The following is a 23,753-nucleotide window of genomic DNA, read 5'->3' on the forward strand; positions in this document are numbered from 1 at the left end:
CCAGACGCTACAAGAGCCGCCATCTCATCGAAAACGCCTTCTGCCGCCTGAAGGACTTCCGACGCGTCGCAACTCGCTACGACAAACTCGCCAGGAACTTCCTGTCCGCCGTCGCCCTCGCAACACTCGTCGCATTCTGGCTATGATTGAGTCTCAGCCCTAGGATCAGGCGGGACTCGCCACCTTTCTTTCAGCGATGATCATCGGATCGAGCAGCGCCGAAAGCGCGCCTGCCCCGGTCACGATGTGGTGCGCACCGGCCTCCGCCAGCCGCTCGGCGCGATNGAATTGGCATATGTAGCCGAGGGGATCGAAGAGCAGATCAAGGCGGCAATTCGGGCGATGGAAGGCAAATAAGGCCAGGATTGAGCTCTGGCCACCGCCCTCCAGATGAAACATCGCTTCAAAAATTCCAATCAGCACCGTGCTGAGATTTCAAAACCATATGCATTTATCAGCCTCGCCATACATGGATAGTAATGTTTGCGGGTACAGCTTGTTTGGCTGCGTGAAGCAACAGCGCTCGTTCGCCGGAATGCTGGCCGACGGCACCGATGCCAGAGCCTCCAATGCACCTACGTCATCACACCATTGAGTGTGACAGTGACAGTTGGTCAGCTAAGAAAAACAAGTAAATTTCCACAAATTCAGAATCAGACACCGCAAATAATTTACAATTTAGGCGTTCGGAAATTCAAAATTTTGTAAGGTTATGAAAAAGAACTTTTCCACAAAACTTTTTGACGCCTGTGAAAACCTCGAGGATCTCTCGCAATCCGAGACGCGCGCACTCTTATACCGCGCAGCGCTTTTGCTTAACAACTCGAGTTCCCAGCAGGAAATCGCAATCCTCATAGACAGCGTTGCGGCATTCATGGACAGCTACGCAGAACAAGAAGGCGTTTCGCGGGACGAGGCTGTCAATGAGGCACTGATCAGATGGGCGCTCAGCCTAAATCTGGTACGCGTCGAAGACCTGGAAGCAGCAATGCTTCAAGAAGATCGGTCGCAGTAAGACCGAGCGACGAGACCGCTGCACTAAGGGGGCGGACGCCCTGTCAGCCAAGTGTAGCCGGCAACGATCCAACTCGCGAGCGTTACCACCCCGATCCCGATGCGGATGAGCCAACGCCCCACAGTGCCCGCCCCGACAGCCTGAGTGCGAAGCTTCACCATGTCGTCTGCCACTGGCTGGATCTGATCGACCGTTTTCTTCGTCGCTTCGACCTCGCCCTCGACATGCGAAAGCCGCTCGCTCATCTCATCCAACCGGCGATGCACCACGGCGCGGCTGTCATCCGCGCGCATCAAGCGGTCATCGATACCTGAAGTGGTCCCGGAAAATCGGACAGTCAGCTAAGGTGTATCCCANATCAGGCGGGACTCGCCACCTTTCTTTCAGCGATGATCATCGGATCGAGCAGCGCCGAAAGCGCGCCTGCCCCGGTCACGATGTGGTGCGCACCGGCCTCCGCCAGCCGCTCGGCGCGATCGGGGCGAATGTCGGCGGGATCGACAAACCCGATCGGCAGCACACCGGCGGCGCGGGCGGCGGCAATGCCATGTGCGCTGTCATCGATCATGACGCTGCGTTCCGGCCGCGCGCCGCAACGCTCCAGACAATGTTGCACCAGATCCGGCGCGGGCTTTGGCCGGGGCACATCATCAGCGCTGAAGACCCGAGGCGCAAAGCGCTGCCAGAGCGGCGTCAGGCCAAGGCTTGCCCGCAGCCGCTCATGCCCGGAGTTTGACGCCACGCAGATCGGCGCATCCAGCCGCTCGAGCAGATCTTCAATGCCCGCCATCGGGCGCAGATCGGAGGCGAAACTGCCGAAAAGCTCCGCCTGCCAGTCCCGGTGCAGGCGGTCGAAATCCTCAAGCCCGCGTTCGAGCAGTGTCTGGCGAATGTCGCCAAGGCTCTTGCCGGTGAAATCCACCAGCGCCTGCTGCGATGAGATGGGCATGCCCGCAGCGGTCATGGCGCGGGCCAGCGTACGGCTTGCCAGCGGCTCGCTGTCGATCAGAACGCCGTCGCAGTCAAAGATCACAAGGTCGAAAGTGCTCATATCCGGTTCACTCCGGGCTGCCCGCAGGTCAGGGCGAAACTGTAGGTGGTGCCAGCAGGCGACGCCGGGTTCTTGCGGTCTTCGATGGTGACGAAGTCGCATTGTCCGCCATCGGGCGTCAGCGTCATGGTCGCATAGCCGTGCGCGCGTGAGGCCAGCTTGAGGTGCGGGTTTTCCGCAAGCGCCACATCGAGGCTCTTCTGGCTTGGCGCATTGGAGGAGATGGCTCCGGTTACGAACTCGGTCGCCACGGTCTCGCTCTCCGGCTGCGCGAAATCGCGCTTCACGTCGGCAGCGAAATAGGCATGAAGATCACCGCCAATGATCAGCGGGTTTTCCAGCCGCGCCGCCTCGATGCTCTCAAGCAGATGCCGGCGCGAGGCGCGGTATCCGTCCCAGCCATCGAGGCTGTAGCGCGTGCCTTCCCCCTGCTTGAGATCACGCTCGGACAGAAGTGTGGGCTGCGCGATGACGTTCCATCTGGCGCGTGCGCCCGGCTGCGTCTCTTCCAGCCAGCGCTCCTGCTCTGCGCCAAGCATCGAGTTCGCATCCGCCTGCGCTGCCCCCTGCCCGGCGACCATTGCCGGCGTGCGATACTGGCGCACATCCAGAAGGGTGATGCCCAGCAGCCGGCCAAAACCATGCTGCCCGTAGATGCGGAACTCGCTGAAGTCCCCACCGCCATGCGGCGGCACGGGCATATGCTCATACCAGGCCTGATAGGCGGCGCGGCGCTGCTCAAGAAAGCGCTCTCCGGCAGGCGCATCGGGTGCATCATCATCGCCATAATTGTTGATGACCTCATGATCGTCCCAGATTACCAGCCAGGGAAACCGCGCATGGGTGGCCTGCAGGTTCGGGTCAGAGCGATAGAGCGCATGGCGCGCGCGGTATTCGTCAAGCCGCGCCGGCCAGCCGCTTCCATGGTGGCGCACAAGGTTTCCGCCCCAGCTGCGCTCATAGATGTAATCGCCGAGATGCACGACGAGATCGAGGTCCTCATCGGCCATATGCCGGTAGGCAGCGTAATAGCCCTGCTCATATTGCTGGCACGAGGCGAAGGCGAAACGAAGCCTGTCGGCCATGGTTTCCTGCGCGGGCGCTGTACGGGTGCGCCCCACCGGGCTCACCGCATCGCCTGCGCGGAACCGATAGAAATACCAGCGACCGGGGCGCAGCCCCGTAACTGGAACATGCACCGAATGACCGAATTCCTGCACGGCCCGCACGGTTCCGGAACGCACGGGACGGGTGAAATGCTCGTCCTCGGCCACATCCCACGAAACGTCCACCGGCGCGCGCTGGATCACCTCCAGCGGCGCAAAGGGATCGGCCGGTGGCGGTGGTTCCGGGAATGTGAGGCGCGTCCACAGGATCACGCCCTCCGGCAGCGGACAACCGGAGGCGACGCCCAGCGAAAACGGGTACGCCTCGAACCGCGCCGCACGGGCGCGGCCCATGCCGGGCCACACCGCGGCGGCGGCCAGCCCGCCAGCGATCAGACTGCGTCGATTGCGGTCGATCATGCCTGCGCGGCCTCACCGGCATCCAGACGCGCGCGGCGCAGCCGGTCGGCGAGCACCGGCTCATCGGTGGTGATGAAGGCAGGGCCGGCCTCCAGCCAGCGGTTTATCTCTTCCGGCGTGTTGGCAACCCACGCGCCAAGCCGGGAGAGCGGAACCAGCGTGGTGATCGCGTCCCAGTGCGTGGAGAGCATGTCCTTGTGAACCGCCACATAATCGGCCAGTTCAGCCGCTGCCGAGATGGTCTCCCGCACGCCAAGCTTCTGCGCCGAATTGTCATTGACGGAGCAGAGCCGGCGCATCTGCGGGGCGAGATCCCGGCATTCACGCAGCACATCGAGATCGAAGCTCGTCAGGCAGCAGCGATCGCGCAGACCCAGCCGGTCGATCTCGGCGAGCACAAGAGCCGGCAATCCGGGATACGCCTTTCCCTCGCCGTCATTTTTCAGCTCGACGTGAAGATCGAGCGTGCTGTCGGCGTAGATTTGCAGCACTCCGGAAAGCACCGGCACGCCTTCATTGCTGTCGCGCAGACGCAGCGTGGCGCGCGCCTCCGGCGTCAGCGCACGGGAGGGGCCGCTGCCCTCGGTCGTGCGGTCCAGCGTGGCGTCATGGATGACGAGAAGCTCGCCCGCATCCGACAGGTGAACATCGAACTCGACACCTTCGACAGGCACATGGAGAAGCCTGCGGAAACCGTCGAGCGAGTTTTCAGGCCACACATTGCGGCCGCCCCGGTGGCCGATCAGTCCAGTCATGATTTGTCCTTTCAGGAATTGTTCGGGATCACTTCCCGGCATCCACCAGTCCGCGTGCGAACCAGCGTTGCAGTGTGAGGATGACGACGGTCGGCGGGAGCATCACGATGAAGGACGCCGCCATGGCGTAGCTCCACCAGTCGGACGGATCGTCCGGCCCCGGCAGAAGCCCCTTCAGGGCGATGATCGCGGTCGTCATTTCGGTCTTGGTGGTGAACAGCAGCGGCCACAGATACTGGTTCCAGCCGAACACGAAGAGAATGATGGCGAGTGCTGCGATGTTGGGCACCGAGAGCGGCAGCACGACATCAAACAGGAACTTGATCGGCCCCGCCCCATCCAGCTTGGAGGCTTCGCACAGATCGTCCGGCACCGTAAGGAAGAACTGCCGGAACAGGAACACGGCCGTCGCCGAGGCAATCAGCGGCAGGGTCAGGCCCGCATAGGTGTCGATCATGCTGAAATCCAGGCCGGCATTGATCTCGATGCCGGTGGTCCAGTTGATGAGCGCGGAAAGCCCCGTCACATCGAGGAACCAGCGCAGCGGACCGGCCACATCGGCAACCGCCTCATAGGTCGGCACGATGCGCACCTCCACCGGCAGCATCAGCGACATGAAGATCAGCCAGAATGCGGTCATGCGGAAGGGAAAGCGGAAATAGGTGACGGCGAAACCGGCCAGGATCGACAGAACGATCTTGCCCACGACGATCACCATCGTGACGATCAGCGTGTTCACGAAGGCGCGGCCGAAATCCGCCTTTTCCCAGGCCGTGACGAGATTATCCACAAAGCTGGAGCCCGGCAGCATGGGCTGCGGCACCTGCGCCATTTCCGCGCCGGTGTGCGAGCCTGCGACGTAGGCGAAGTAGAGCGGCGCGCAGACCATCAGCGCGCCGGCAATCAGGATAAGGTGGCAGATGACGTTCAGAACGGGATTGCGTTCGATCATGGATCACACCTGATAATTGACTTTGCGGTCCATGGCGCGGAACTGCAGCACGGTGAACAGCACCGCCAGCACCATGAGCACGATGCTCTGCGCGGCCGAAGAGCCGAGATTCATCATGATGAAGCCGTCCTGATAGACCTTGTAGACAAGGGTGGAGGTCGAGCCAGCGGGTCCACCGGCGGTCACCGCATCAATGATGCTGAACGTGTCGAACAGGCCGTAGACCATGTTGATGATGAAGAGATACATCACCACCGGCGCAATCAGCGGCAGGCTGATCGTGCGGAAACGTTCGAGCGGCCCCGCGCCGTCAATGGCGGCGGCTTCGCGCAGGCTCTGCGGCACGGCGAGCATTGCGGCGGCCAGAAAGATGTAGTCGTAGCAGATGTGTTTCCACACCGCCGAAATGGTGATCAGGATCAACGCATCGCTGGGGCGCAGATTCGGGTCCCATGGCACGCCCATCGCATGCAGGGCCGAGGCCGCCGGACCGATGGCCGGATTGAACAGATAGGCCCAGATGCCGCCGGAAATCACGGGAGCAATGGCGTAGGGCAGAAGAAGCACGCTGCGATAACCGACCTGCCCGCGAATGATCTGGTCCGTGGCGAAAGCCAGAACGCCAGCAATCCCGAGCGTCGCAATGTTCTGCACGATGGTGAACCAGAGGGTCAGCCAGGCGCTCTTGCGATAAGAGGGGTCGGAAAAGAGATCGACGAAATTCTGCAACCCGACAAAGATCTCCCGCCCGCCAAAGGGGTCGACCTGGACAAAGGCCAGAGACAGCGCCTTGAACGAGGGGATGAAGAAGAAGAACAGCAGGATCAGAAGCTGCGGCGACAATAGAAGCCCGGCGAGCCAGGTCTGGGTGTAATGCGCCTTCTTCAGCCCCGTACCATCATCCCGGAGCATCCGGGCGAGCAGCTGCCGCGAGGCGGGAAGAGAGGACGCCGCAAGGCACCCTCCTTGATGTGCCGGATTAATTGACGCCGGCATTGAGCTGCTCGTACTGACGCAGGATCTTGTTGCCGCGTTCAACGGAGGAATCAAGCGCTTCCTGAACGGTCTTCTGGCCGGTGAAGGCAGCCTGCAGTTCTTCCTGAATCACCGCCCACCACTGGTTGGAATTGCCGAAGCGCATGCCCCAGGAATTGTCGCTCGGCTCACCGCCGCGCGTGAGCTGCAAGAGGGCGATCTCGCGGGTCGGGTGCTCCTTGAAGAAGCCGTCCGTCTTCAGCTTGTCATAGGCTGCATGCGTCACCGGAATGTAGCCGGTCGTTGCGCTCCACCAGGCCTGCGTGTCAGGCTGTGCGACATATTCCAGGAAGGCAGCCGCCGCTTCGTATTCGGCGTCTTCCTTGCCTTTCAGAACCCACAGGGCAGCGCCGCCAAGGTTCGAGTTCTTCGGCTCGACACCGGCCTCGTAGGGCTGCATCGTCGCGCTCCAGTCGAACTGCGCCTCGGCTTCCACGCCTGCATGGCTTGCAGTGGAAGCGGACCAGGTGGAGCAGGTGCCGGAGTTGAAGAGCTGGCTTGGCGATGCGCCCTGCCCCGAAAGCTGGACGATGCCGTCATCGACCCACTTTTTCAGACGCTCGGCCTGTTTGGTCACCATGGTGGTGTTATAGACATACTCGGTGTCGAGCCCGTCGCGGCCATTGGCCTGCGTGCCGAAAGGCTGATCGTTGATGGTGGAATAGGCCTCGATCAGCGACCAGACATAATCCGAGTTCAGAACCATCGCGCACTCGGTGACACCCTTGTCCTTCAGGGCGTAGAGCTGCTCTTCGAAGGCGTCCCACGTCTCGGCGGGGGCGTCGTAACCGGCGGCTTTGAAGTGGTCTGCATTGTACCACATGATGCCGGTGGACGAGTTGAACGGCAGTGCGTTCACCTTGTCGTCGACCACGTAATAGGCGGCGACGGAAGGAAGGAAATCATCCTTCTTCATGTCGATGCCATTGTCTTCCATCAGCGTGTTCACCGGCACGATGGCGTTGGAGTGCAGCATGGTCAGAACGCTGCGCTCGGTCGCCTGAATGATCGCCGGATGCTTGCCTGCCCGGTAGGCCGCGATCATCGCAGCAAAGGTTTCCTCGTAATTGCCCTTGCGGACGCCGACGACCTCATACTGGTCCTGACTCTCGTTGAAGTCGGAAATCATCGTCTGGATGGCCTCTTCGATGCGGCCGCCATTGGCGTACCACCACTCGATCGAGGTCTTGTCCTGAGCGAGCGCGCCCTGGGCCACTGTGGTCAGCAGCCCGGCAAGGCCGAGGGCGGCTGCGGTTCGGAAAAAGGTCGGCATGTCGTTCTCCATCGGGATCTGGTGACGTCGCCACTTGCGCCCCAGAACATCGGTGGCTGGTTTGCCGGGCAGCGACATGGCCGAGGAATTAGGCGTCCATTGTTACAGGCCTGAGACATTTGTCGGTCATGCTGGGCAAATGCTCACCAGCTGCTTCGTGCGGCCGATGACGCATTCCAAAGAATTGAAAAGGCTGCGTTTTTCAAAATGAGAAATTCCACAGGCGACAATTATTCGGAACGGCTGGACGACGCCGCGCGGGCCGGCTGGCTCTATTACATCGCCGGTTACAAGCAGGACGAGATCGCCAGAACCATGGGTGTTTCGCGGCAGACGGCACAGCGTCTCGTCGCCATGGCCCTGCGCGAAAAACTGATCCGGATTCGTCTGGAACATCCCATCATGCGCTGCATGGAACTGGCGGACCGGCTGACCCGCGCCTTCGGGCTGGAAGCCTGCGACGTGGTTCCCTCCGCTCCCGGCGAGACGAGCCCGGTTGCGGGACTGGCCGAAGCCGGCGCGCGGGCCATGGAGCGCGAACTCTCCGCCGTGCGCGGGCGGGTGATCGCCGTCGGCACGGGCCGCACCCTGCGCGCCTGCGTGGAAGAGCTGACGCCGATGAACCGCCCGGACCACACAGTGGTGGCCCTGCTCGGGCACATGATGCCCGGCGGCCTCTCGACCCGCTTCAACGTGGTCGTGCGGCTGGCAGACCGGATCAATGCCGGGCACTACCCCATGCCGCTCCCCATCTATGCCCGCTCGGCGCGGGAGCGTGAAGTCTATCGTGAGCTCGATACGGTGAAGCAGATACACCGGCTTGCACGGGAGGCGGAAGTCACCTTTGTCGGGCTTGGAAATATCGGCCCCGATGCCCCGCTTCTGGTCGACGGGCTCATGTCGCAGAAGGAGGTCGACAGCTACATCGCGGCCGGGGCGGTGGGCGAGATGACCGGCTGGATCTTCAACGCGGAAGGCCGCCTGATCGAGGGTCTGGCCAATGACCGGGTGAACAGTGTGCCGCTCACAAGACGGAAGGGACGGCGCGTCTATTGTCTGGCGGCGGGATCAAGCCGCGTTACGGCCATTCGCGCCGCGCTACGCGGCAGGCTGGTAAACTGCCTGATCACGAATGAAGCGACAGCCGAGGAGATTCTCGCTCTGTCCGGCCTCTAGCCGCCCAGCCTCAGGAGGCAGTCACGGCCTCGTTTTCCACTTCGTTGAGATAACGCCGGACGGGAAGCGGCAGCTTGCGTGATTTCTCCGACAGGACACCGCAGCTCTGCAACAGCCGCCGCAGATCCGGGTCGGAGCCGACGGAACGCCAGATCGTTCGCCCGCTATAAGGCAGGTTTTCGCGCCGCCAGGACACGCCGATGGTAACCCCGCGCAGATAGTTGCGCTGATATTCGCCGAACGGCATCAGAATCGTTTCGCAGACAATGGGCTGCTGCCCCAGCCCGCGTTCCACGATGAACAGCCGGTTGCGCCAGAAAGCGGCCTGTCCCAGATATTTGGAGACCTGCCGGAACTCCTGTTCCTGATCGTACATGCGCTCGACGGTTTTCACCTCCACCTGACCGTCGCGCTCACGCAGCCGGGCGCAACTGCGCACGATTTTGCCCGGCCAGGACAGGCTTTTGTGAAAAAGTTCGTAATAACCGAGATATGCGCGCAATAGGCGCATGTCACCCGGAAAAGCCTCGCTCAGAGGCGTGTCCGCCGCGCGCGGACCGGCGCCATCGGGGGACTCGAACATGGCCCTGAAGCGCAATTCCGACAATTCGAAATCTTCCGCCGAAATGCCGAAATAACGCGCGATAAGGCCCGTATTGTACGCAGATGGCAGGGTTTGGCCCGAAAGATATCTGTTGAATTGCTGCCGGTTTATCCCGATTTCGCGGCACACGCCCGCAACGGATGGATGCGTGCTGCATGCGAAGCGCAGGTTCGCGGCAAAATTGGTACGGTCAGTGAACATAAACAGGCGAAATAGCTTCAACTAGCGTCAGTTAGCGTCAACATACGAAATTGAGACGCAATCGCAACCCTCCTACACACGTCCCACCTCAAACAATCCCAGCGCGAATCCCCGTCCGCATTTCATGCACCGGGGACGGTTTTGCCATGAAAATCGCCGCCGGGACCGCACGACGACAAGAAAAACGAAGGAAAATCGCTCGGATGAAAAATCGCATACCCGCCACCTGCAAGACATCTCACGACAACGTGCAAGACCTCGGCCGACGCCGTTTTCTGGGTTCTGCTGCCGCTGCAGGGTTCGTGCTGAGCGCTTCCGGCCTCCTTCTGCCTTCAAACGCACGTGCCGCCGATGAAAAGCCCCAGCGCGGCGGGCATCTGAAGCTCGGCCTCGACGGCGGCCAGACCACCGACATTCTCGACCCCGGCACCTATTCCGGCAGCACCATGTTCGTGGTCGGCTTCACCTGGGGCGACCGTCTGGTGACCACCGATCCCCAGAGCGGCGAGGCGCTGCCTTCGCTTGCTGAAAGCTGGAGCTCGTCCGCAGACGCGAAAGTCTGGACCTTCAAACTGCGCCAGGATGTGCGCTTCCATGACGGCAGCCCGCTTACGATGAACGACGTGGTGCAGACGCTGCGCCGCCATTCCGACAAGGACTCCAAATCCGCCGCCCTCGGCCTTCTCGAGGACATCGAGCGGATCGAAGAGCAGAATGGCGATCTGGTGATCACCCTCAAGAACGGCAATGCCGACCTGCCGCTTCTCCTGACCGACTACCATCTCCAGATCCAGCAGAATGGCGGCATGGACGACCCGGAGAACGTGATCGGCACCGGCCCCTACAAGCTGGAGAGTTTCGAGCCCGGCGTCCGCATCACCTTCACCCGCAACGAAGATGACTGGAATGAAGACCGCGGTTTCGTCGACAGTGTCGAGATACTCGTCATCAACGACAACACGGCGCGGATTGCAGCGCTTTCCTCTGGCAAGGTACACTTCATTAATTCGCTCGACCCGAAGACGATGAAGCTCCTGTCGCGCGCGCCGAATGTCGAAACCCTCAGCACACCGGGCAAGGGCTTCTATTCCTTCCTGATGCATGGCGACACCGCGCCGTTCGACAACAACGACCTGCGCATGGCGCTCAAGCTCGCCGTCGACCGTCAGGCAATGCTCGACAACATCCTTGGCGGCTATGGCACGCTCGGCAATGACTACCCGGTGAACGACGCCTACGCGCTTTCGCCCACGGGCATCCCGCAGCGCGAATACGATCCCGAGAAGGCCGCGTTCCACTACAAGAAATCCGGCCACGAAGGCCCCATCAGCCTGCGCACCTCCAATGCAGCCTTCTCCGGCGCAGTGGATGCCGCCGTGCTCTTCCAGTCGACAGCCAAGGAAGCCGGCATCACGCTCGACATCAAGCGCGAGCCCGATGATGGCTACTGGTCCAATGTCTGGAACAAGAAGCCTTTCTGCGCTTCCTATTGGGGCGGTCGTCCGACACAGGACATTCGCTACACCACCACGCAGCTTTCCACCTCCACCTGGAACGACACCCGGTACAAGAACCCGGATTTCGACAGGAAGCTGCTTGAGGCGCGCGCCGAGACCGATCAGGAAAAGCGCGCCGCGCTCTACCAGGAGATGGCGATGATGGTGCGCGACAACAGCGGTCTGATCCTGCCCGTGTTCAACAACTATCTGAACGCGCAGGCCAAGAACGTGAAGGGCTGGGTCGACGATCTGGGCAACGACCTGTCCAACGGACAGATCGCCAGCCGCCTCTGGCTTGCCGCCTAATCCCTGAAACGGAGACGCCGCGCGGGCTCCTTCCAGCAGCCTGCGCGCGTCCGACCAATCAGACACATGAATGATCACATTCCGGTATTTCCCCTCGCGCGGCTGCATGGCCGCTATCCGCTGACAACCCGCATCGTCGGAAGGTTCCTTCTGAGCCTTGTCCTCCTCGTGGCCAGCTCCCTGCTGATCTTCGGCGGGATTGAAGCTCTGCCCGGCGACTTCGCAACAACCTATCTCGGACAGGCCGCAACACCGCAGGCCGTGGCCAATATCCGCGCGGAACTGGGCCTCGATGCGCCCGCCTATGCGCGCTATCTCGACTGGGTCGCCGGCCTTCTGCATGGCGATTTCGGGCACTCCTGGGCCAGTGGCCAGGATATCGGCGCGCAGCTCGGCAGCCGGCTCAGCAACTCGCTGCTGCTCGCCGGCGCAGCCGCTATCATCGCGGTGCCCCTGTCCATCGGGCTTGGCCTCATCGCCGTGCTTTATCGCGACCGCCTCATCGACAGGCTGATCAACCTGTTCTCGCTCGCCGCCGTGTCGCTGCCCGAGTTCTTCGTTGCCTATCTGCTGATCCTGTGGCTGGTGGTCAAAAACCCCGTCGCCGCCTTCCCCGCGACCGTCTATGCGAGCATGGGGCTTGGCGCGAAACTCGTGACCATCGCCCTGCCCGTTGCAACGCTGGTGCTCGTGGTCATCGCCCACATGATGCGCATGACCCGCGCAGCGATCATCAACGTGATGGATTCGGCCTATATGGAAACGGCCGCGCTCAAGGGGCTCAGCCACTGGCGCGCCATCCTGCTCCACGCAACGCCAAACGCGCTTGCGCCGATCATCAATGTGGTGGCGCTCAACCTCGCCTATCTCATCGTCGGTGTTGTGGTGGTCGAAGTGGTCTTCGTCTACCCGGGCATGGGGCAATACATGGTCGATGCCGTGACCGTGCGTGACCTGCCCGTCGTGCAGGCCTGCGGGCTGGTGTTCGCCGCCATCTACATTCTCCTGAACATGACCGCGGACATTCTCTCAGTCCTCGCCAATCCCCGTCTGAGGCACCCGCGATGAAACAGACGCTGCGCTCTATTCCGGTCTCCGCGTGGATCGGCATGGCGGGTATCACCGTTGCCGTGATCTGCGCCCTCTTCGCGCCGTGGCTTGCGCCCTATGGCGAAAACCAGATCGTCGGCGATCCCTGGGCCCCATCCAGTACGGAATATCTGCTCGGGCTCGACAATCTTGGTCGGGATCTCCTGTCCCGCCTGATCTACGGCGCGCGCACGACGCTCTTCGTCGCCTTCGTCTCCACGGTGCTGGCCTTCTCGCTCGGCTCGTTCCTGAGCTTCGCCGCCGCCGCCATGCGCGGCCCGGTCGATGTCGGCCTGTCGCGCATCAACGATCTCCTGATGTCGATCCCGACGCTGATCTTCGCTCTCATCGTCCTGAGCGCGCTGCCCCAGAACATGACCGTTCTCATTTTGGTTATGGCCGTGCTCGACGCCACCCGCGTCTTCCGTCTCGGCCGCGCGCTGGCGCTCGATCTTTCCACGATGGACTTCGTGGAGGCCGCAAGGCTGCGGGGCGAAGGCACGCTGTGGATCATCTTCCGCGAAATCCTGCCCAATGCCCTGACCCCGCTTCTGGCGGAGTTCGGTTTGCGGCTCGCCTTTGCGGTTCTGTTCATCTCCACCCTCTCGTTTCTCGGTCTCGGCATTCAGCCGCCAACCGCCGACTGGGGCGGCATGGTCAAGGACAACAAGGATGGCATCATTTTCGGTGTCTCCGCAGCGCTCGTGCCGGGCGCGGCGATTGCCGTGCTCACCGTCTCCATCAATCTGGTGGTCGACTGGCTCCTGAAGCGCACATCAAGCCTGAAAGGAGGGCGCGGCGATGGATAAGCCCCTCGAAACCGACAAAAGGCCCCTGTTGCAGGTGCGCGATCTGCGCATCGGCGCAACCGCTTACCCGCCGGGCGAGCCGCCGCGCAAAATCGAGATCGTCAAGGGCGTGAGCTTCGATCTGGAACGCGGAAAGGTGCTTGGCCTGATCGGTGAATCGGGTGCCGGAAAGTCCACCATCGGCCTCGCCGCACTCGCCTATGGGCGCGGCGGCGTGAAGATCACCGGCGGCAGGGTTCTTCTCGATGGAGAAGACATTCTGGGGCTCGGCCGCCGGGGCATACGCGGCGTGCGCGGTGCGCGGGTCTGCTATGTCTCGCAGTCGGCGGCAGCCTCGTTCAATCCGGCCCACCGGCTCATGGATCAGGTGATCGAGGCCACGCTGCGCCATGGCCTTGCCACCGCAGACGAGGCGCGCGCCCGTGCGGTGCGCCTCTTCGGCCTGCTGGGTCTGCCGGAACCCGAAACCTTCGGCAACCGCTTCCCGCATCAGGTTTCCGGCGGTCAGCTTCAGCGCGCCATGACAGCCATGGCGCTTTGCCCCGAGCCGGAACTGATCGTGTTCGACGAGCCCACCACGGCGCTCGACGTGACCACCCAGATCGACGTGCTTGCTGCCATCAAGAGCGCCATAGAGCAGACCGGCACGGCGGCCCTCTACATCACGCACGACCTTGCCGTTGTCGCGCAGGTGGCCGACGACATCATGGTGCTGCGCCATGGGGAAACCGTGGAACATGCCGACACGCGCAAGATCATCGAGAACCCGGATGAAGACTACACGCGCGATCTGGTGAATGTGCGTGCGGTGCGTCACACCGAGGCTGCGGAGCAGTCGGACCGCTTCTTCGAAATGGCGGGCATCAACGCCGCCTATGGCCCGACACCCGTGCTGCATGATGTGTCCCTTCACGTGCCCAGAGGGCAGACGCTCGCCATCGTTGGCGAGAGCGGTTCGGGCAAATCGACGCTTGCCCGTGTCGCGACCGGCCTCCTCGCCCCGAATACGGGCGACGTCCGCTTCGATGGCGAAACACTGCCGCCGCAGCTGAAGCACCGCACGCGCGAGCAATTGCGCCGCATGCAGATGATCTACCAGATGGCCGATACGGCCATGAATCCGCGCCAGACCGTCGGTCAGATCATCGGCCGTCCGCTGCGCTTTTACGAAGGGCTGCGCGGTGCCGGGCAGCGCCGGCGCGTCGGTGAGCTGCTCGATCAGATCGAGATGGGCCAGGGCTTCATCGACCGCTATCCCGCAGAGCTTTCCGGCGGGCAGAAACAGCGTGTGGCCATCGCCCGTGCGCTGGCGGCAAAACCGGACCTGATCATCTGTGACGAGCCCACCTCGGCGCTCGATCCGCTGGTGGCGGACGGCATCCTCAAACTGCTGACCGGGCTTCAGCGCGAACGGGGCCTGTCATACATTTTCATCACCCATGACATCGCCATCGTGCGCGCCATCGCCGACAGCGTCGCCGTGATGCATCGCGGCCGCCTCGTCCGCTTCGGACCGAAATCCGGGGCGCTCAGCCCTCCCTTCGACGCCTACACCGATCTCCTGCTCAAATCCGTGCCGGAGATGCGGCTTGGCTGGCTCGAAGAGGTGCTCTCCACCCGTCAGATCGAGAGCGCCGACAACTGACCCGTCGCCCGGGCGATCAAGGAGATCACCGGGCGACACGCATACCCAACTCAAGAAGGTTCATCATGTCGCAACAAGGCTTCACAACATCCGAAGATCACTGGATCACCCTCAGGGACGGCACGCGTCTGGCGACCCGCATCTGGATGCCCGATTGCGCGCAGGACCGCCCGGTGCCGGCGGTTCTCGAATATCTGCCCTATCGCAAGCGGGGCGGCACGGAAGCACGCGATGAATCCACCTATCCGGTCTTTGCCGCAGCAGGCATTGCCGGCGTGCGCGTCGACATTCGTGGTTCCGGCGAATCCGAAGGCGTGATCGACGGCGAATACACGCCGCGCGAGCTGTCCGACGCCTGCGAAATCCTCGAATGGATCGCCGCACAGCCCTGGTCCAACGGCAATGTCGGCATGATGGGAATTTCCTGGGGCGGCTTCAACGGCCTTCAGGTCGCAGCGCTCCGGCCGCCGCAGCTCAAGGCGGTGATTTCCATTGCCTCCACCACGGATCGCTACAACGACGACATCCACTACAAGAATGGCACGCAGCTTTCCGCGCAGGCCTCCTGGGCGGGAACCATGCTCGCTTACCAGTCCCGTTCGCCCGACATTGCCGTGGCCGGCGAGAGCTGGCGCGAGATGTGGCTGGACCGGCTGGAGAACGAACCTTTCTTCATGGCCGAATGGCTCGCGCATCAGCGCCGCGACGCCTACTGGCAGCAGGGCTCCATCTGCGAGAATTTTGCCGACGTCACCGTTCCTTCGCTGGTCATCGCCGGCTGGGCCGACGGGTATCGCAACACCCCGCTCAAGGCGATCGAGGGCATCGGCGATACGGCCAAGGCGCTGATCGGCCCCTGGGTTCACAAATACCCGCACTTCGCATGGCCCAGACCCCGCGTCGATTTCCACGCCGAGGCCATCGCCTGGTGGAAACACTGGCTTGAGGATGGCGACACGGGTGCGGAGACCCTGCCGCAGATGCGCGCCTACATCATTGACGGCGCCCGCCCGCTGCTGCGCCGCGAAGTGGACCCCGGTTTCTGGGTCGCCAAGCAACGCTGGGAGACGCCTCAGAACGACCTTTACGGCGTCTCGGCTGGCGGCGCCCTTGCGCCCGGCGAAGAGAACGAGGGAACGGGCCTGCACTTCCTGCGCTCCCCGCTCGACACGGGCACTGCGTCCGGCGACTGGTTCACCACCGCGCCCGGCCCGGAGCTCGCCGGCGATCAGCGGCCCGACAATGGCGGTTCGCTGTGCTTCGAGACTGCGCCGCTTGAGGAAGAGGCGGTCTATCTCGGCATGCCGGAACTCGTTCTGGACGTGCGGTGCAGCGCCGACTGGGAGAACCTCGCCGCGCGGATCATCGACGTGCATCCCGATGGCACGGAAACCCGTGTGTGCTATGGCGTTCTCAATCTTGCCCACCGCAATGGCAATGCCGCGCCGGAAGCCATGCCGCATGACGAGCCCACCCGCATCCGCATGCAGCTCGACAATATGGGCTATCGCTTTGGCCCCGGCCACCGGATCAAGATTGCACTCTCGACATCGTACTGGCCGCTCATCCTGCCTTCGCCGGATGCGCCGGGCCTGACGATCGACACGGGCAGCCTGCGTCTTTCCATGCCCCTTCTCGGCGCGCATGAGCGCATCACCCTGCCCGAACCGGCCAACCCCGATCCCCTGCCAAAATACGACATGCCCTCCCCGGCACAGAGCAGGCGCGAAGTGGTCAGGGATCTGATTGCCGGCGTCACGCACTACCGGCTCAAGGAAGACACCGGCGCGGAAGTGCATCCGGTCCACGGGCTTCAGATGCAGGAAATCCGCGACGAGGACTGGTCCATCTCGCCTGACGATCCGCAATCCATGCGCGCCGACATCAAATGGACCACGATCCAGTCGCGGCCGGGCTGGGAAGCCGTCACGAAGATCACGTCGACACTCTCCTGCACGCGCGATCAATGGCTTGTCAGCGCACGCGTGAGCGCTTTCGAGAACGGCCAGCCCCTGTTCTCGAAAACCTACGAGAAATCCATTCCCCGCGATTTCATGTAAGCGCCGAGTTCGGGTCCCGCTTCTCCGGAAGCTGGGCTCTTGTTCAGAGCCTGCGGTATTCGACGCCGCGCGCCCTTGCCAAAGAGAGAATGAAACGATCCGGCGAAAGGCGTTGAAGGCAGATGCGACGCCCCATCGCGTTGAACAGCCAGCGTCCATTGCCAAGCGGCTTGAGGGTCGCTTCGGTTTGAAGCGGCCCCGCCCCCCAATGGAGTGTTCGGCCCCGGATCGTCACAATCGCGCCGTCACTCATCCAGCGCCCGTCCAACTCCGGCTCTTCATCGCAACCCCTCACCGGCAACAGCCGGACGGGCTGATGGAACAGATCGCCGCTCAGCGCTCCGTCCGTATACGCCAGTCGCATACGCGCATGCGGCGCTGCAGAGACGAACCGCCCGTCATCGCCTGCAAAGAGCGCTTCTTCCGCATCGCGCACCACGATGGCGTTCTTTTTCACTTCGGCCCAGAGGTCCCCCTCTTCCGCCACATAGAGACCGGACGGAGCCCAATCGCCGGCGGGTTTCGGCATCTGCGCCTGCGGCACGCCACGCAGCCGCGCCCACACGCGCGCCGCAAGCCCGGTCGCATCGCCATCGTCGCGGTTGCTCAGGGCCACGAGCGCGATGCCCTCCTCCGGCGCGCACAGAAAGCCCGCGCGATAGCCGGCCTGCGCCCCGCCATGGCCCGGCACGCGCTCCGCGCCGATCTGCGTCAGCGCAATGCCAAGCCCGTAACCGGTCGCCTCGCCTGAACCGAGCGGCAGAGGCCGGGCGATCTGCGCAAAAACGTCTCGCGCCATGAGATCCGATAGCCAGACCGCCAGATCCCGCGCCGAGCCCGAAAGCGATCCCGCTGCGGAAAGATGCATTCCCTGAAAGCCCTCCGACCAGCCGGGTGATGCGGGTTCATGGCCGGGCACAAGCCCCGCCACCGGATCAGTCCAGTATTCGGACGCCCGCATGCCGATGCCCAGCCTTCGTGCGTGATCCGACACCATTTCGGAGAACACGAAATCGCGCCGCGCCAGCGCCGTTTCCAGAAGACGGTAGCCGCCATTGGAATAAGCGACCTCATGGCCGGGCCTGGCGTTCAACCAGTCAAAGCCGGCCATCCAGTGGTGAAGCGGCGCGGCCTCGGTGCGCGTGTGCGATCCGAACCCAAGAAGGGTCAGGCTCTCGCGCGGGTCGGGCAAGCCGCCCTGCATGGCAAGCGCCTGCGCAACCGTTACGGATGCCGGGGCCGCAGCGAGTTCCGGCAGCGCCTCGCCCAGCGTCATGTCGAGCGGCAACACACCGCTTTCGATAAGACAGGCCGCAAACACATGCTTGGTGACAGACGCCCAGCGAAACACGCTGTCCGGGCCAAGTGGCGCGCCTCCGACGCCAGCATGCCCGGCAGAAGCGACGAAACGGATCGTGCCGCGCTCCATGCCAAGCACCACGCCGCCCGGGCCATCGGCCGGCCAGATGCCGAGCCCTTCAAGAGCAGCATTCTCCGCCGCAGCCCAGTCGCGTTCAGCCATTTGTCCTCTCCCTTGATCGTCCGCGAACATCGTCCGTTTTCGCGACATCCCTGCGGTTCATGGACACTGGCTTTGCCGCTACACGCGCGACAATCAAGCAGATTTCACAACCACAGGTCTTTTCAACAGGCTCCCGCTTCTGTAGCCCGAAAACTGGATGATCCGCTGAAGCGCGAACCCAATTGCTCCCACGCGGCACATTGCAAAACGCCGAAACGTTTGAACGGATATGTTGCATGCATGACATCGGATTGAAGATCGCGCTTATCGGCGTCATGGGCATGGGCGCGCAATGGCTTGCCTGGAGGCTCCGCCTGCCGGCCATCGTCCTGCTCCTGATCGCGGGCATGGTCGCCGGCCCGGCCACCGGCTTTATCAATCCGGAAATGGATTTTGGCGAAATCTATCGCCCGCTCGTGTCGCTCGCCGTGGCAATCATCCTGTTTGAGGGCGGTTTGACGCTGAACTTCAAGGAAATCAGCGAAACCTCAACCGCCGTGCGGCGCATCATCCTGATCGCAGGACCGCTCGTATGGGTGATGACCGCCCTCTCCGCTCATTATGTCGGCGGCCTCACCTGGCCGACAGCCATAGTGCTCGGCGCCATTCTCGTGGTCACCGGCCCCACCGTCATCACGCCGCTCCTGCGCCAGGCGCAGCTTGCCTCGCGGCCCGCCTCGCTGCTCAAATGGGAGGCAATCGTCAACGACCCCATCGGCGCGCTCTTTGCTGTGGTGGCTTTCGAGGTCATTCTCGTCTTTCTCGGCCTGCATCAGGGCGGCAGCCTGGCCTATGTGGTGGTTGCGGCCTTCGTGGTCGCCGTCGCCGGCGGTTTTGCCGCCGCCAAGCTGATCCAGTGGGCGTTCGTGCGCGGCTATGTGCCCGAATTCCTGAAAGCCCCCATATTGCTGGCCGCCGTTCTTCTGGCCTATGCGCTCACCAATCTGGTGCTCGAAGAAGCCGGGCTCCTGACCGTCACCGTGATGGGCATCGTGCTTGCAAACACCCGCATTGCGAGCCTCGCGGAGATGCGCCGTTTCAAGGAAACCATCACCGTTTTCCTGGTCTCGGGCATCTTCATCCTGCTGACCGCCTCGCTCACCATCGAGGATTTCCGAAGCCTCGACTGGCGCGCCGCGCTGTTCGTCGCCTCGCTTCTCTTCGTGGTGCGCCCGCTGGCCATCATGATCGCCACCACCGGCTCCGGCGCAACAATGCCCGAGCGCATTCTGACAAGCTGGATCGCGCCACGCGGCGTGGTCGCCGTCGCGGTTTCAGGCCTGTTCGGCGCTGCTCTTGAAGAAGCAGGCATCATCGATGCGGATCGCATGGTCGCCTTCACCTTTGCGGTGGTTGTCACCACAATCGTTCTGCACGGCTTTACGCTCGGCCCCCTCGCCTCGCTTCTAAAGCTCAAGAGTTCAGAGAAGCCCGGCCTTCTCATCGTTGGCGGTCCGCGCTGGGCAATCGATCTCGCCAAGAAGCTCAAAAGCGTTGAAGTTCCGGTGATGATCGCCGATCCGAACTGGAATCACATCGCAGAAGCGCGGCTTGCCGACATTCCCGTATTCTTCGGAGACATATTGTCGGAAGAGGCTCATCACACGATCGATCCCAAGCGGTTCTCCAACCTCATCGCCGTCACCGACAACGATGCTTACAATTCTCTCGTTTGCACCGATTTTGCGCCGGAACTCGGCCGTTCTCACGTGTTTCAGCTCGGACGCGGCGGAGATCAGCCAAAACGCATGTCCCTGAACTTCACGCTGGGCGGGCGTCCGCTCACCAAAGACGGGCTGGAGTTCCGCACCCTGCGCGAACGGCACTGGCAGGGCTGGACTTTCCAGGCGACCCGGCTGACCGAGGCCTTCGACTACAACGCCTATCTGGAAAGCCGCCCGGAAGACGCAATCGTTCTCCTGTGGGTAAAGCCCTCCGGCGCAATGGTTTTCGCAAGCGACGCGGCCAACACGCCTTCCATCGATGACCGCATCATCAGCTTCACGCCGGCAAAGGATCACCTCGGCGAACGCAACGGCAGCGCGAAGAAATCAAAAGAGAAATCCGCTTCGACCGCCGAGCCGGAGTGAAGGTGGTCCAAATGATTGATGGAAAGTCGAAACAGCCTGAAAGCCGGATTCCACTTTTCGATCCGCTCCCCGAGGGTCAGGCCCCGTTAATGTGACCGACCATTGCGGCCATATTAATGGGTCCTGACCCCCAGACAGGGGATGTCGATGGCAATCGAGATTTGACACATTCAGGGTCACCCGTAGCTTCAGTGCAGTAGAACGTCCGGCATCCCCGTAACGGGCGATGCAAGCAGCACATCGAAAATGGTGTGATCTCCATGTTCCTCCACCTTCCCCGAGCCCCGAGGCTATTGCGCGTTTGTGACAGAACTCGCGCTTGACATGAATATTGATTCAGGTTTCATATTTGCCAGACGAGAAAATCGGGAGGATCATTCTCATGTACCGGACAATCGCTCTGGCTCTGGCCGCTTCGCTGGCGGCGACGCCATTGGCGGCGGAAATCCGCATCGCGCATGTCTATGGCAAGACCGGGCCGCTCGAGGCCTATGCCAAGCAATCCCATGACGGCCTCATGCTGGGCCTCGAATACGCCACCGACGGCACGATGGAGATCGACGGCGAGCCAATCGTCGTCATCGAGAAGGACACCCAGCTGAAGCCCGATATCGGCAAGGCGCTTCTGGCCGAGGCCTATGGCGACGATGACGCGCATATCGCGGTCGGCCCCGTCTCGTCCGGCGTCGCGCTGGCCATGCTGCCGGTGGCGCAGGAATATGAGCGGCTGCTGATCGTCGAGCCCGCCGTGGCGGATTCGATCACGGGCGAGAACTGGAACCGCTACATCTTCCGCACCGGGCGCAACTCCTCGCAGGACGCCATCTCCAACGCCGTTGCCCTTGGCGGTGAAGGCGTGACCGTGGCAACACTGGCGCAGGATTACGCGTTCGGACGCGATGGCGTGGCGGCGTTCAAGGAAGCGCTGGAAGCCACCGGCGCAACCGTGGCGCATGAGGAATATGTGCCCACCGACACCACCGATTTCACCGCTGCAGCCGAGCGCATTTTCCAGGCCATGGGTGACATCGAGGGTGAGAAGAAGCTCTTCATCATCTGGGCCGGCGGGGGCAACCCGATGGGCAAGATCAACGCCATGGACCCGTCGCGCTTCGGCATCGAGATCGCGACCGGCGGCAATATCCTCGCAGCGCTGACCGCCCACAAGGAGCTGCCGGGCATGGAGGGCGCGACCTATTACTACTACGAGATCCCGCAGAACCCGGTGAACGAGTGGCTCGTAAAGACCCATTTCGAGCGCTACGGCACGCCGCCGGACTTCTTCACCGCAGGCGGCATGTCCGCCGGCATGGCCATCGTCGAGGCCATCCGCAAGGCCGGTGGTGCTGAAGACACCGAAGCGCTGATCACGGCGATGGAAGGCATGGAGTGGGAGACGCCGAAAGGCACGATGCGCTTCCGCCCGGAAGACCATCAGGCGCTGCAGACCATGTATCACTTCCGCACCGAGGTTCAGGAAGACAAGGACTACGGCGTTCCGGTTCTCGTTCGCGAGATCGGCATCGAGGACATGAACATCCCTGTCCGCAACTGATGCGCTGACCCCGGACGGGGCGGCGAAAACCGTCCCGTCACCTTTCTCGACCAAGAGCGACCTTCCTGATGACCCAGCCACTTCTGGAAACCGACGGGCTTGCCGTGCGCTTTGGCGGCCATGTCGCGGTGGACGCCGTGACATGCAGCTTCCATGCCGGAGAGCTCACCGCCATTGTGGGGCCGAACGGGGCCGGCAAGACGACCTATTTCAACCTGATTTCGGGTCAGATCACGGCCACGGCCGGCCGGGTCCGGCTGATGGGCGAGGACATCACCCGCGCGGGCATCGCCGAGTGCTGCAAGAAAGGCATTGGACGGGCGTTCCAGCTCACCAACCTGTTTCCCGACCTCTCGGTTCTGGAGAATGTGCGTCTGGTGATCCAGGCAAAGCAGAACAAGGGCTTCAGCCTCTTTTCGATGGCCGACAGCCACACTGAAATCACGATGGCCGCGATGGCGATCCTCGAACGGGTGCGGCTGGACCCGTGGAAGGACCAGACCGCCGCCGAACTCAGCCACGGCAACCAGCGCAAACTGGAAGTGGCGCTGCTGATCGCGCTCGACCCGATGGTCTACATGTTCGATGAACCCACCGCCGGCATGAGTGTGGACGAAGCGCCCGTGGTGCTCGATCTCATCGCCGAACTGAAAGCCGAAACCAACCGCACCATTCTGTTGGTGGAGCACAAGATGGACGTGATCCGCACCCTCGCCGACCGGATCATCGTGCTGCACAACGGCGCGCTGGTGGCCGACGGCCCGCCCGCAGAGGTGATGGCCTCGGACATCGTGCAGGAAGCCTATATGGGCAGGGAGCTGGAAGATGTCTGAGCCCGTGCTGAAACTGAAGGGCGTCGAAACCGACATCGCCCAGTATCACATCCTGAAGAAGGTCGATCTGGACGTGCCGCGCGGCTCGGTGACGATGCTTCTGGGGCGCAACGGCGTGGGCAAAACGACCACGCTGCGCACCATCATCGGCCACTGGCAGGCGCGGGCCGGCTCCATCACTTTCGACGGAAACGACATCACCCGCCTGCCGGTGCCCGACCGCGCCCGCGCGGGCATCGGCTTCGTGCCGGAAGACATGGGCATCTTCGCCGACCTGACGGTGGAGGAAAACATGATCCTCGCCGCCATCAGCGGCCCGCTCGATGCGGCCCGGCGCGATTGGCTGTTTTCCGTCTTCCCCCCGCTGCGCACCTTCTGGAACGCGGCGGCGGGCAATCTCTCCGGCGGCCAGAAACAGATGCTGTCGATCGCCCGAGCCATGGCGGAACGCCGCACGCTCTATCTCATCGATGAGCCCACCAAGGGCCTCGCCCCCGCCATCATTTCAACCATGGTCGGAGCGCTGCGCGAACTGAAGGCGCAGGGCGCCTCGATCCTGATGGTGGAACAGAATTTCGCCGTCGCAAAGGCGCTGGGCGACCACGCAGCGGTGATGGATGACGGCCGCATCGTGTGGACCGGCAGCATGGCGGAACTGGCCAACGACGCGACCCTTCAGGAACGCCTGATGGGCCTGAGCATGGAAATGCAATGAAGACCGTTCTCTCGCAACTGCCCGCCCGTTTCCGGCAGCGGC

The 23,753-nt window shown here is 62.7% G+C and carries 20 protein-coding genes and 1 pseudogene; 12 read left to right on the plus strand and 9 right to left on the minus strand.

Annotation, left to right across the window (positions count from 1 at the left end):
* Both NDI72_RS17640 and NDI72_RS17645 read left to right on the plus strand, forming a co-directional pair.
* Positions 1-146, plus strand: a pseudogene (locus NDI72_RS17640) (IS5/IS1182 family transposase); the annotation flags it as partial.
* A gap of 566 nt (positions 147-712) precedes the next feature.
* Positions 713-1,015, plus strand: coding sequence for a hypothetical protein (locus tag NDI72_RS17645; RefSeq protein WP_283801191.1), 303 nt, complete (start codon positions 713-715; stop codon positions 1,013-1,015).
* A 23-nt stretch (positions 1,016-1,038) separates the two neighbouring features.
* Here the strand turns inward: NDI72_RS17645 and NDI72_RS17650 are convergent, their stop codons facing one another.
* From NDI72_RS17650 to NDI72_RS17680, 7 genes are all read right to left on the minus strand, one after another.
* Entirely contained in the window at positions 1,039-1,308 is a 270-nt protein-coding gene (locus NDI72_RS17650) for a DUF1515 family protein (RefSeq protein ID WP_283801192.1), read from the minus strand.
* 65 nt (positions 1,309-1,373) lie between these two features.
* On the minus strand, positions 1,374-2,066 hold the full coding sequence (locus NDI72_RS17655) for an HAD family hydrolase (RefSeq protein ID WP_206994575.1): 693 nt from the start codon (positions 2,064-2,066) through the stop codon (positions 1,374-1,376).
* Entirely contained in the window at positions 2,063-3,592 is a 1,530-nt protein-coding gene (locus NDI72_RS17660; RefSeq protein ID WP_283801194.1) for an alkaline phosphatase D family protein, read from the minus strand. Before NDI72_RS17660 ends, NDI72_RS17655 begins: the two co-directional genes overlap by 4 nt.
* Positions 3,589-4,347, minus strand: coding sequence for a glycerophosphodiester phosphodiesterase family protein (locus NDI72_RS17665; protein WP_283801196.1), 759 nt, complete (start codon positions 4,345-4,347; stop codon positions 3,589-3,591). The genes NDI72_RS17660 and NDI72_RS17665 overlap by 4 nt, the downstream gene beginning before the upstream one ends.
* Before the next feature lie 28 nt (positions 4,348-4,375).
* On the minus strand, positions 4,376-5,299 hold the full coding sequence (locus tag NDI72_RS17670; RefSeq protein WP_283801197.1) for an ABC transporter permease subunit: 924 nt from the start codon (positions 5,297-5,299) through the stop codon (positions 4,376-4,378).
* A 3-nt stretch (positions 5,300-5,302) separates the two neighbouring features.
* Positions 5,303-6,211, minus strand: coding sequence for an ABC transporter permease subunit (locus NDI72_RS17675; protein WP_222474159.1), 909 nt, complete (start codon positions 6,209-6,211; stop codon positions 5,303-5,305).
* 67 nt (positions 6,212-6,278) lie between these two features.
* Positions 6,279-7,607, minus strand: coding sequence for an extracellular solute-binding protein (locus NDI72_RS17680; RefSeq protein ID WP_113157140.1), 1,329 nt, complete (start codon positions 7,605-7,607; stop codon positions 6,279-6,281).
* 207 nt (positions 7,608-7,814) lie between these two features.
* Here NDI72_RS17680 and NDI72_RS17685 point away from each other — a divergent pair, with 207 nt between their 5' ends.
* Entirely contained in the window at positions 7,815-8,783 is a 969-nt protein-coding gene (locus tag NDI72_RS17685) for a sugar-binding transcriptional regulator (RefSeq protein WP_113156813.1), read from the plus strand.
* Positions 8,784-8,793: 10 nt separating this feature from the next.
* Here NDI72_RS17685 and NDI72_RS17690 read toward each other — a convergent pair whose 3' ends face one another.
* Positions 8,794-9,588, minus strand: a complete 795-nt coding sequence (locus NDI72_RS17690) for a helix-turn-helix domain-containing protein (protein WP_283801198.1) — start codon at positions 9,586-9,588, stop codon at positions 8,794-8,796.
* Positions 9,589-9,791: 203 nt separating this feature from the next.
* Between NDI72_RS17690 and NDI72_RS17695 the strand changes: the two genes are divergently transcribed.
* The 5 genes from NDI72_RS17695 to NDI72_RS17715 all read left to right on the plus strand — a co-directional run bounded on the left by NDI72_RS17695 (position 9,792) and on the right by NDI72_RS17715 (position 16,996).
* Positions 9,792-11,393: an ABC transporter substrate-binding protein gene (locus tag NDI72_RS17695; protein ID WP_283801199.1), complete on the plus strand. Its 1,602-nt coding sequence runs from the start codon at positions 9,792-9,794 to the stop codon at positions 11,391-11,393.
* Between the two features lie 66 nt (positions 11,394-11,459).
* Positions 11,460-12,461, plus strand: a complete 1,002-nt coding sequence (locus tag NDI72_RS17700) for an ABC transporter permease (protein WP_206994581.1) — start codon at positions 11,460-11,462, stop codon at positions 12,459-12,461.
* Entirely contained in the window at positions 12,458-13,291 is an 834-nt protein-coding gene (locus NDI72_RS17705; protein ID WP_206994582.1) for an ABC transporter permease, read from the plus strand. The genes NDI72_RS17700 and NDI72_RS17705 overlap by 4 nt, the downstream gene beginning before the upstream one ends.
* Positions 13,284-14,936: an ABC transporter ATP-binding protein gene (locus NDI72_RS17710; protein ID WP_206552856.1), complete on the plus strand. Its 1,653-nt coding sequence runs from the start codon at positions 13,284-13,286 to the stop codon at positions 14,934-14,936. Before NDI72_RS17705 ends, NDI72_RS17710 begins: the two co-directional genes overlap by 8 nt.
* A gap of 65 nt (positions 14,937-15,001) precedes the next feature.
* Positions 15,002-16,996, plus strand: coding sequence for a CocE/NonD family hydrolase (locus tag NDI72_RS17715; RefSeq protein ID WP_283801202.1), 1,995 nt, complete (start codon positions 15,002-15,004; stop codon positions 16,994-16,996).
* A 43-nt stretch (positions 16,997-17,039) separates the two neighbouring features.
* Here NDI72_RS17715 and NDI72_RS17720 read toward each other — a convergent pair whose 3' ends face one another.
* Positions 17,040-18,518, minus strand: coding sequence for a serine hydrolase domain-containing protein (locus NDI72_RS17720; RefSeq protein ID WP_283801203.1), 1,479 nt, complete (start codon positions 18,516-18,518; stop codon positions 17,040-17,042).
* A 236-nt stretch (positions 18,519-18,754) separates the two neighbouring features.
* Here NDI72_RS17720 and NDI72_RS17725 point away from each other — a divergent pair, with 236 nt between their 5' ends.
* The 4 genes from NDI72_RS17725 to NDI72_RS17740 all read left to right on the plus strand — a co-directional run bounded on the left by NDI72_RS17725 (position 18,755) and on the right by NDI72_RS17740 (position 23,711).
* The gene (locus NDI72_RS17725; RefSeq protein ID WP_283801204.1) at positions 18,755-20,608 is read left to right on the plus strand and encodes a cation:proton antiporter; all 1,854 of its coding nucleotides are present in this window, start codon (positions 18,755-18,757) and stop codon (positions 20,606-20,608) included.
* A gap of 382 nt (positions 20,609-20,990) precedes the next feature.
* Positions 20,991-22,163: a substrate-binding domain-containing protein gene (locus NDI72_RS17730; protein WP_206552873.1), complete on the plus strand. Its 1,173-nt coding sequence runs from the start codon at positions 20,991-20,993 to the stop codon at positions 22,161-22,163.
* Positions 22,164-22,231: 68 nt separating this feature from the next.
* Positions 22,232-22,996, plus strand: a complete 765-nt coding sequence (locus tag NDI72_RS17735) for an ABC transporter ATP-binding protein (protein ID WP_206994586.1) — start codon at positions 22,232-22,234, stop codon at positions 22,994-22,996.
* On the plus strand, positions 22,989-23,711 hold the full coding sequence (locus tag NDI72_RS17740) for an ABC transporter ATP-binding protein (protein WP_206544957.1): 723 nt from the start codon (positions 22,989-22,991) through the stop codon (positions 23,709-23,711). Before NDI72_RS17735 ends, NDI72_RS17740 begins: the two co-directional genes overlap by 8 nt.
* Positions 23,712-23,753 lie beyond the last annotated feature (42 nt).

The sequence above is a fragment of the Nitratireductor sp. GZWM139 genome, assembly GCF_030068685.1.
Lineage (GTDB): Bacteria > Pseudomonadota > Alphaproteobacteria > Rhizobiales > Rhizobiaceae > Nitratireductor > Nitratireductor aquimarinus.

What these genes read in the sequence shown, in the direction of transcription:
- NDI72_RS17645 (WP_283801191.1), top strand. Translation starts at nt 713, where the DNA reads ATGAAAAAGAACTTTTCCACAAAACTTTTTGACGCCTGTGAAAACCTC.
- NDI72_RS17650 (WP_283801192.1), bottom strand. Translation starts at nt 1,308, where the DNA reads ATGCGCGCGGATGACAGCCGCGCCGTGGTGCATCGCCGGTTGGATGAG.
- NDI72_RS17655 (WP_206994575.1), bottom strand. Translation starts at nt 2,066, where the DNA reads ATGAGCACTTTCGACCTTGTGATCTTTGACTGCGACGGCGTTCTGATC.
- NDI72_RS17660 (WP_283801194.1), bottom strand. Translation starts at nt 3,592, where the DNA reads ATGATCGACCGCAATCGACGCAGTCTGATCGCTGGCGGGCTGGCCGCC.
- NDI72_RS17665 (WP_283801196.1), bottom strand. Translation starts at nt 4,347, where the DNA reads ATGACTGGACTGATCGGCCACCGGGGCGGCCGCAATGTGTGGCCTGAA.
- NDI72_RS17670 (WP_283801197.1), bottom strand. Translation starts at nt 5,299, where the DNA reads ATGATCGAACGCAATCCCGTTCTGAACGTCATCTGCCACCTTATCCTG.
- NDI72_RS17675 (WP_222474159.1), bottom strand. Translation starts at nt 6,211, where the DNA reads ATGCTCCGGGATGATGGTACGGGGCTGAAGAAGGCGCATTACACCCAG.
- NDI72_RS17680 (WP_113157140.1), bottom strand. Translation starts at nt 7,607, where the DNA reads ATGCCGACCTTTTTCCGAACCGCAGCCGCCCTCGGCCTTGCCGGGCTG.
- NDI72_RS17685 (WP_113156813.1), top strand. Translation starts at nt 7,815, where the DNA reads ATGAGAAATTCCACAGGCGACAATTATTCGGAACGGCTGGACGACGCC.
- NDI72_RS17690 (WP_283801198.1), bottom strand. Translation starts at nt 9,588, where the DNA reads ATGTTCACTGACCGTACCAATTTTGCCGCGAACCTGCGCTTCGCATGC.
- NDI72_RS17695 (WP_283801199.1), top strand. Translation starts at nt 9,792, where the DNA reads ATGAAAAATCGCATACCCGCCACCTGCAAGACATCTCACGACAACGTG.
- NDI72_RS17700 (WP_206994581.1), top strand. Translation starts at nt 11,460, where the DNA reads ATGAATGATCACATTCCGGTATTTCCCCTCGCGCGGCTGCATGGCCGC.
- NDI72_RS17705 (WP_206994582.1), top strand. Translation starts at nt 12,458, where the DNA reads ATGAAACAGACGCTGCGCTCTATTCCGGTCTCCGCGTGGATCGGCATG.
- NDI72_RS17710 (WP_206552856.1), top strand. Translation starts at nt 13,284, where the DNA reads ATGGATAAGCCCCTCGAAACCGACAAAAGGCCCCTGTTGCAGGTGCGC.
- NDI72_RS17715 (WP_283801202.1), top strand. Translation starts at nt 15,002, where the DNA reads ATGTCGCAACAAGGCTTCACAACATCCGAAGATCACTGGATCACCCTC.
- NDI72_RS17720 (WP_283801203.1), bottom strand. Translation starts at nt 18,518, where the DNA reads ATGGCTGAACGCGACTGGGCTGCGGCGGAGAATGCTGCTCTTGAAGGG.
- NDI72_RS17725 (WP_283801204.1), top strand. Translation starts at nt 18,755, where the DNA reads ATGCATGACATCGGATTGAAGATCGCGCTTATCGGCGTCATGGGCATG.
- NDI72_RS17730 (WP_206552873.1), top strand. Translation starts at nt 20,991, where the DNA reads ATGTACCGGACAATCGCTCTGGCTCTGGCCGCTTCGCTGGCGGCGACG.
- NDI72_RS17735 (WP_206994586.1), top strand. Translation starts at nt 22,232, where the DNA reads ATGACCCAGCCACTTCTGGAAACCGACGGGCTTGCCGTGCGCTTTGGC.
- NDI72_RS17740 (WP_206544957.1), top strand. Translation starts at nt 22,989, where the DNA reads ATGTCTGAGCCCGTGCTGAAACTGAAGGGCGTCGAAACCGACATCGCC.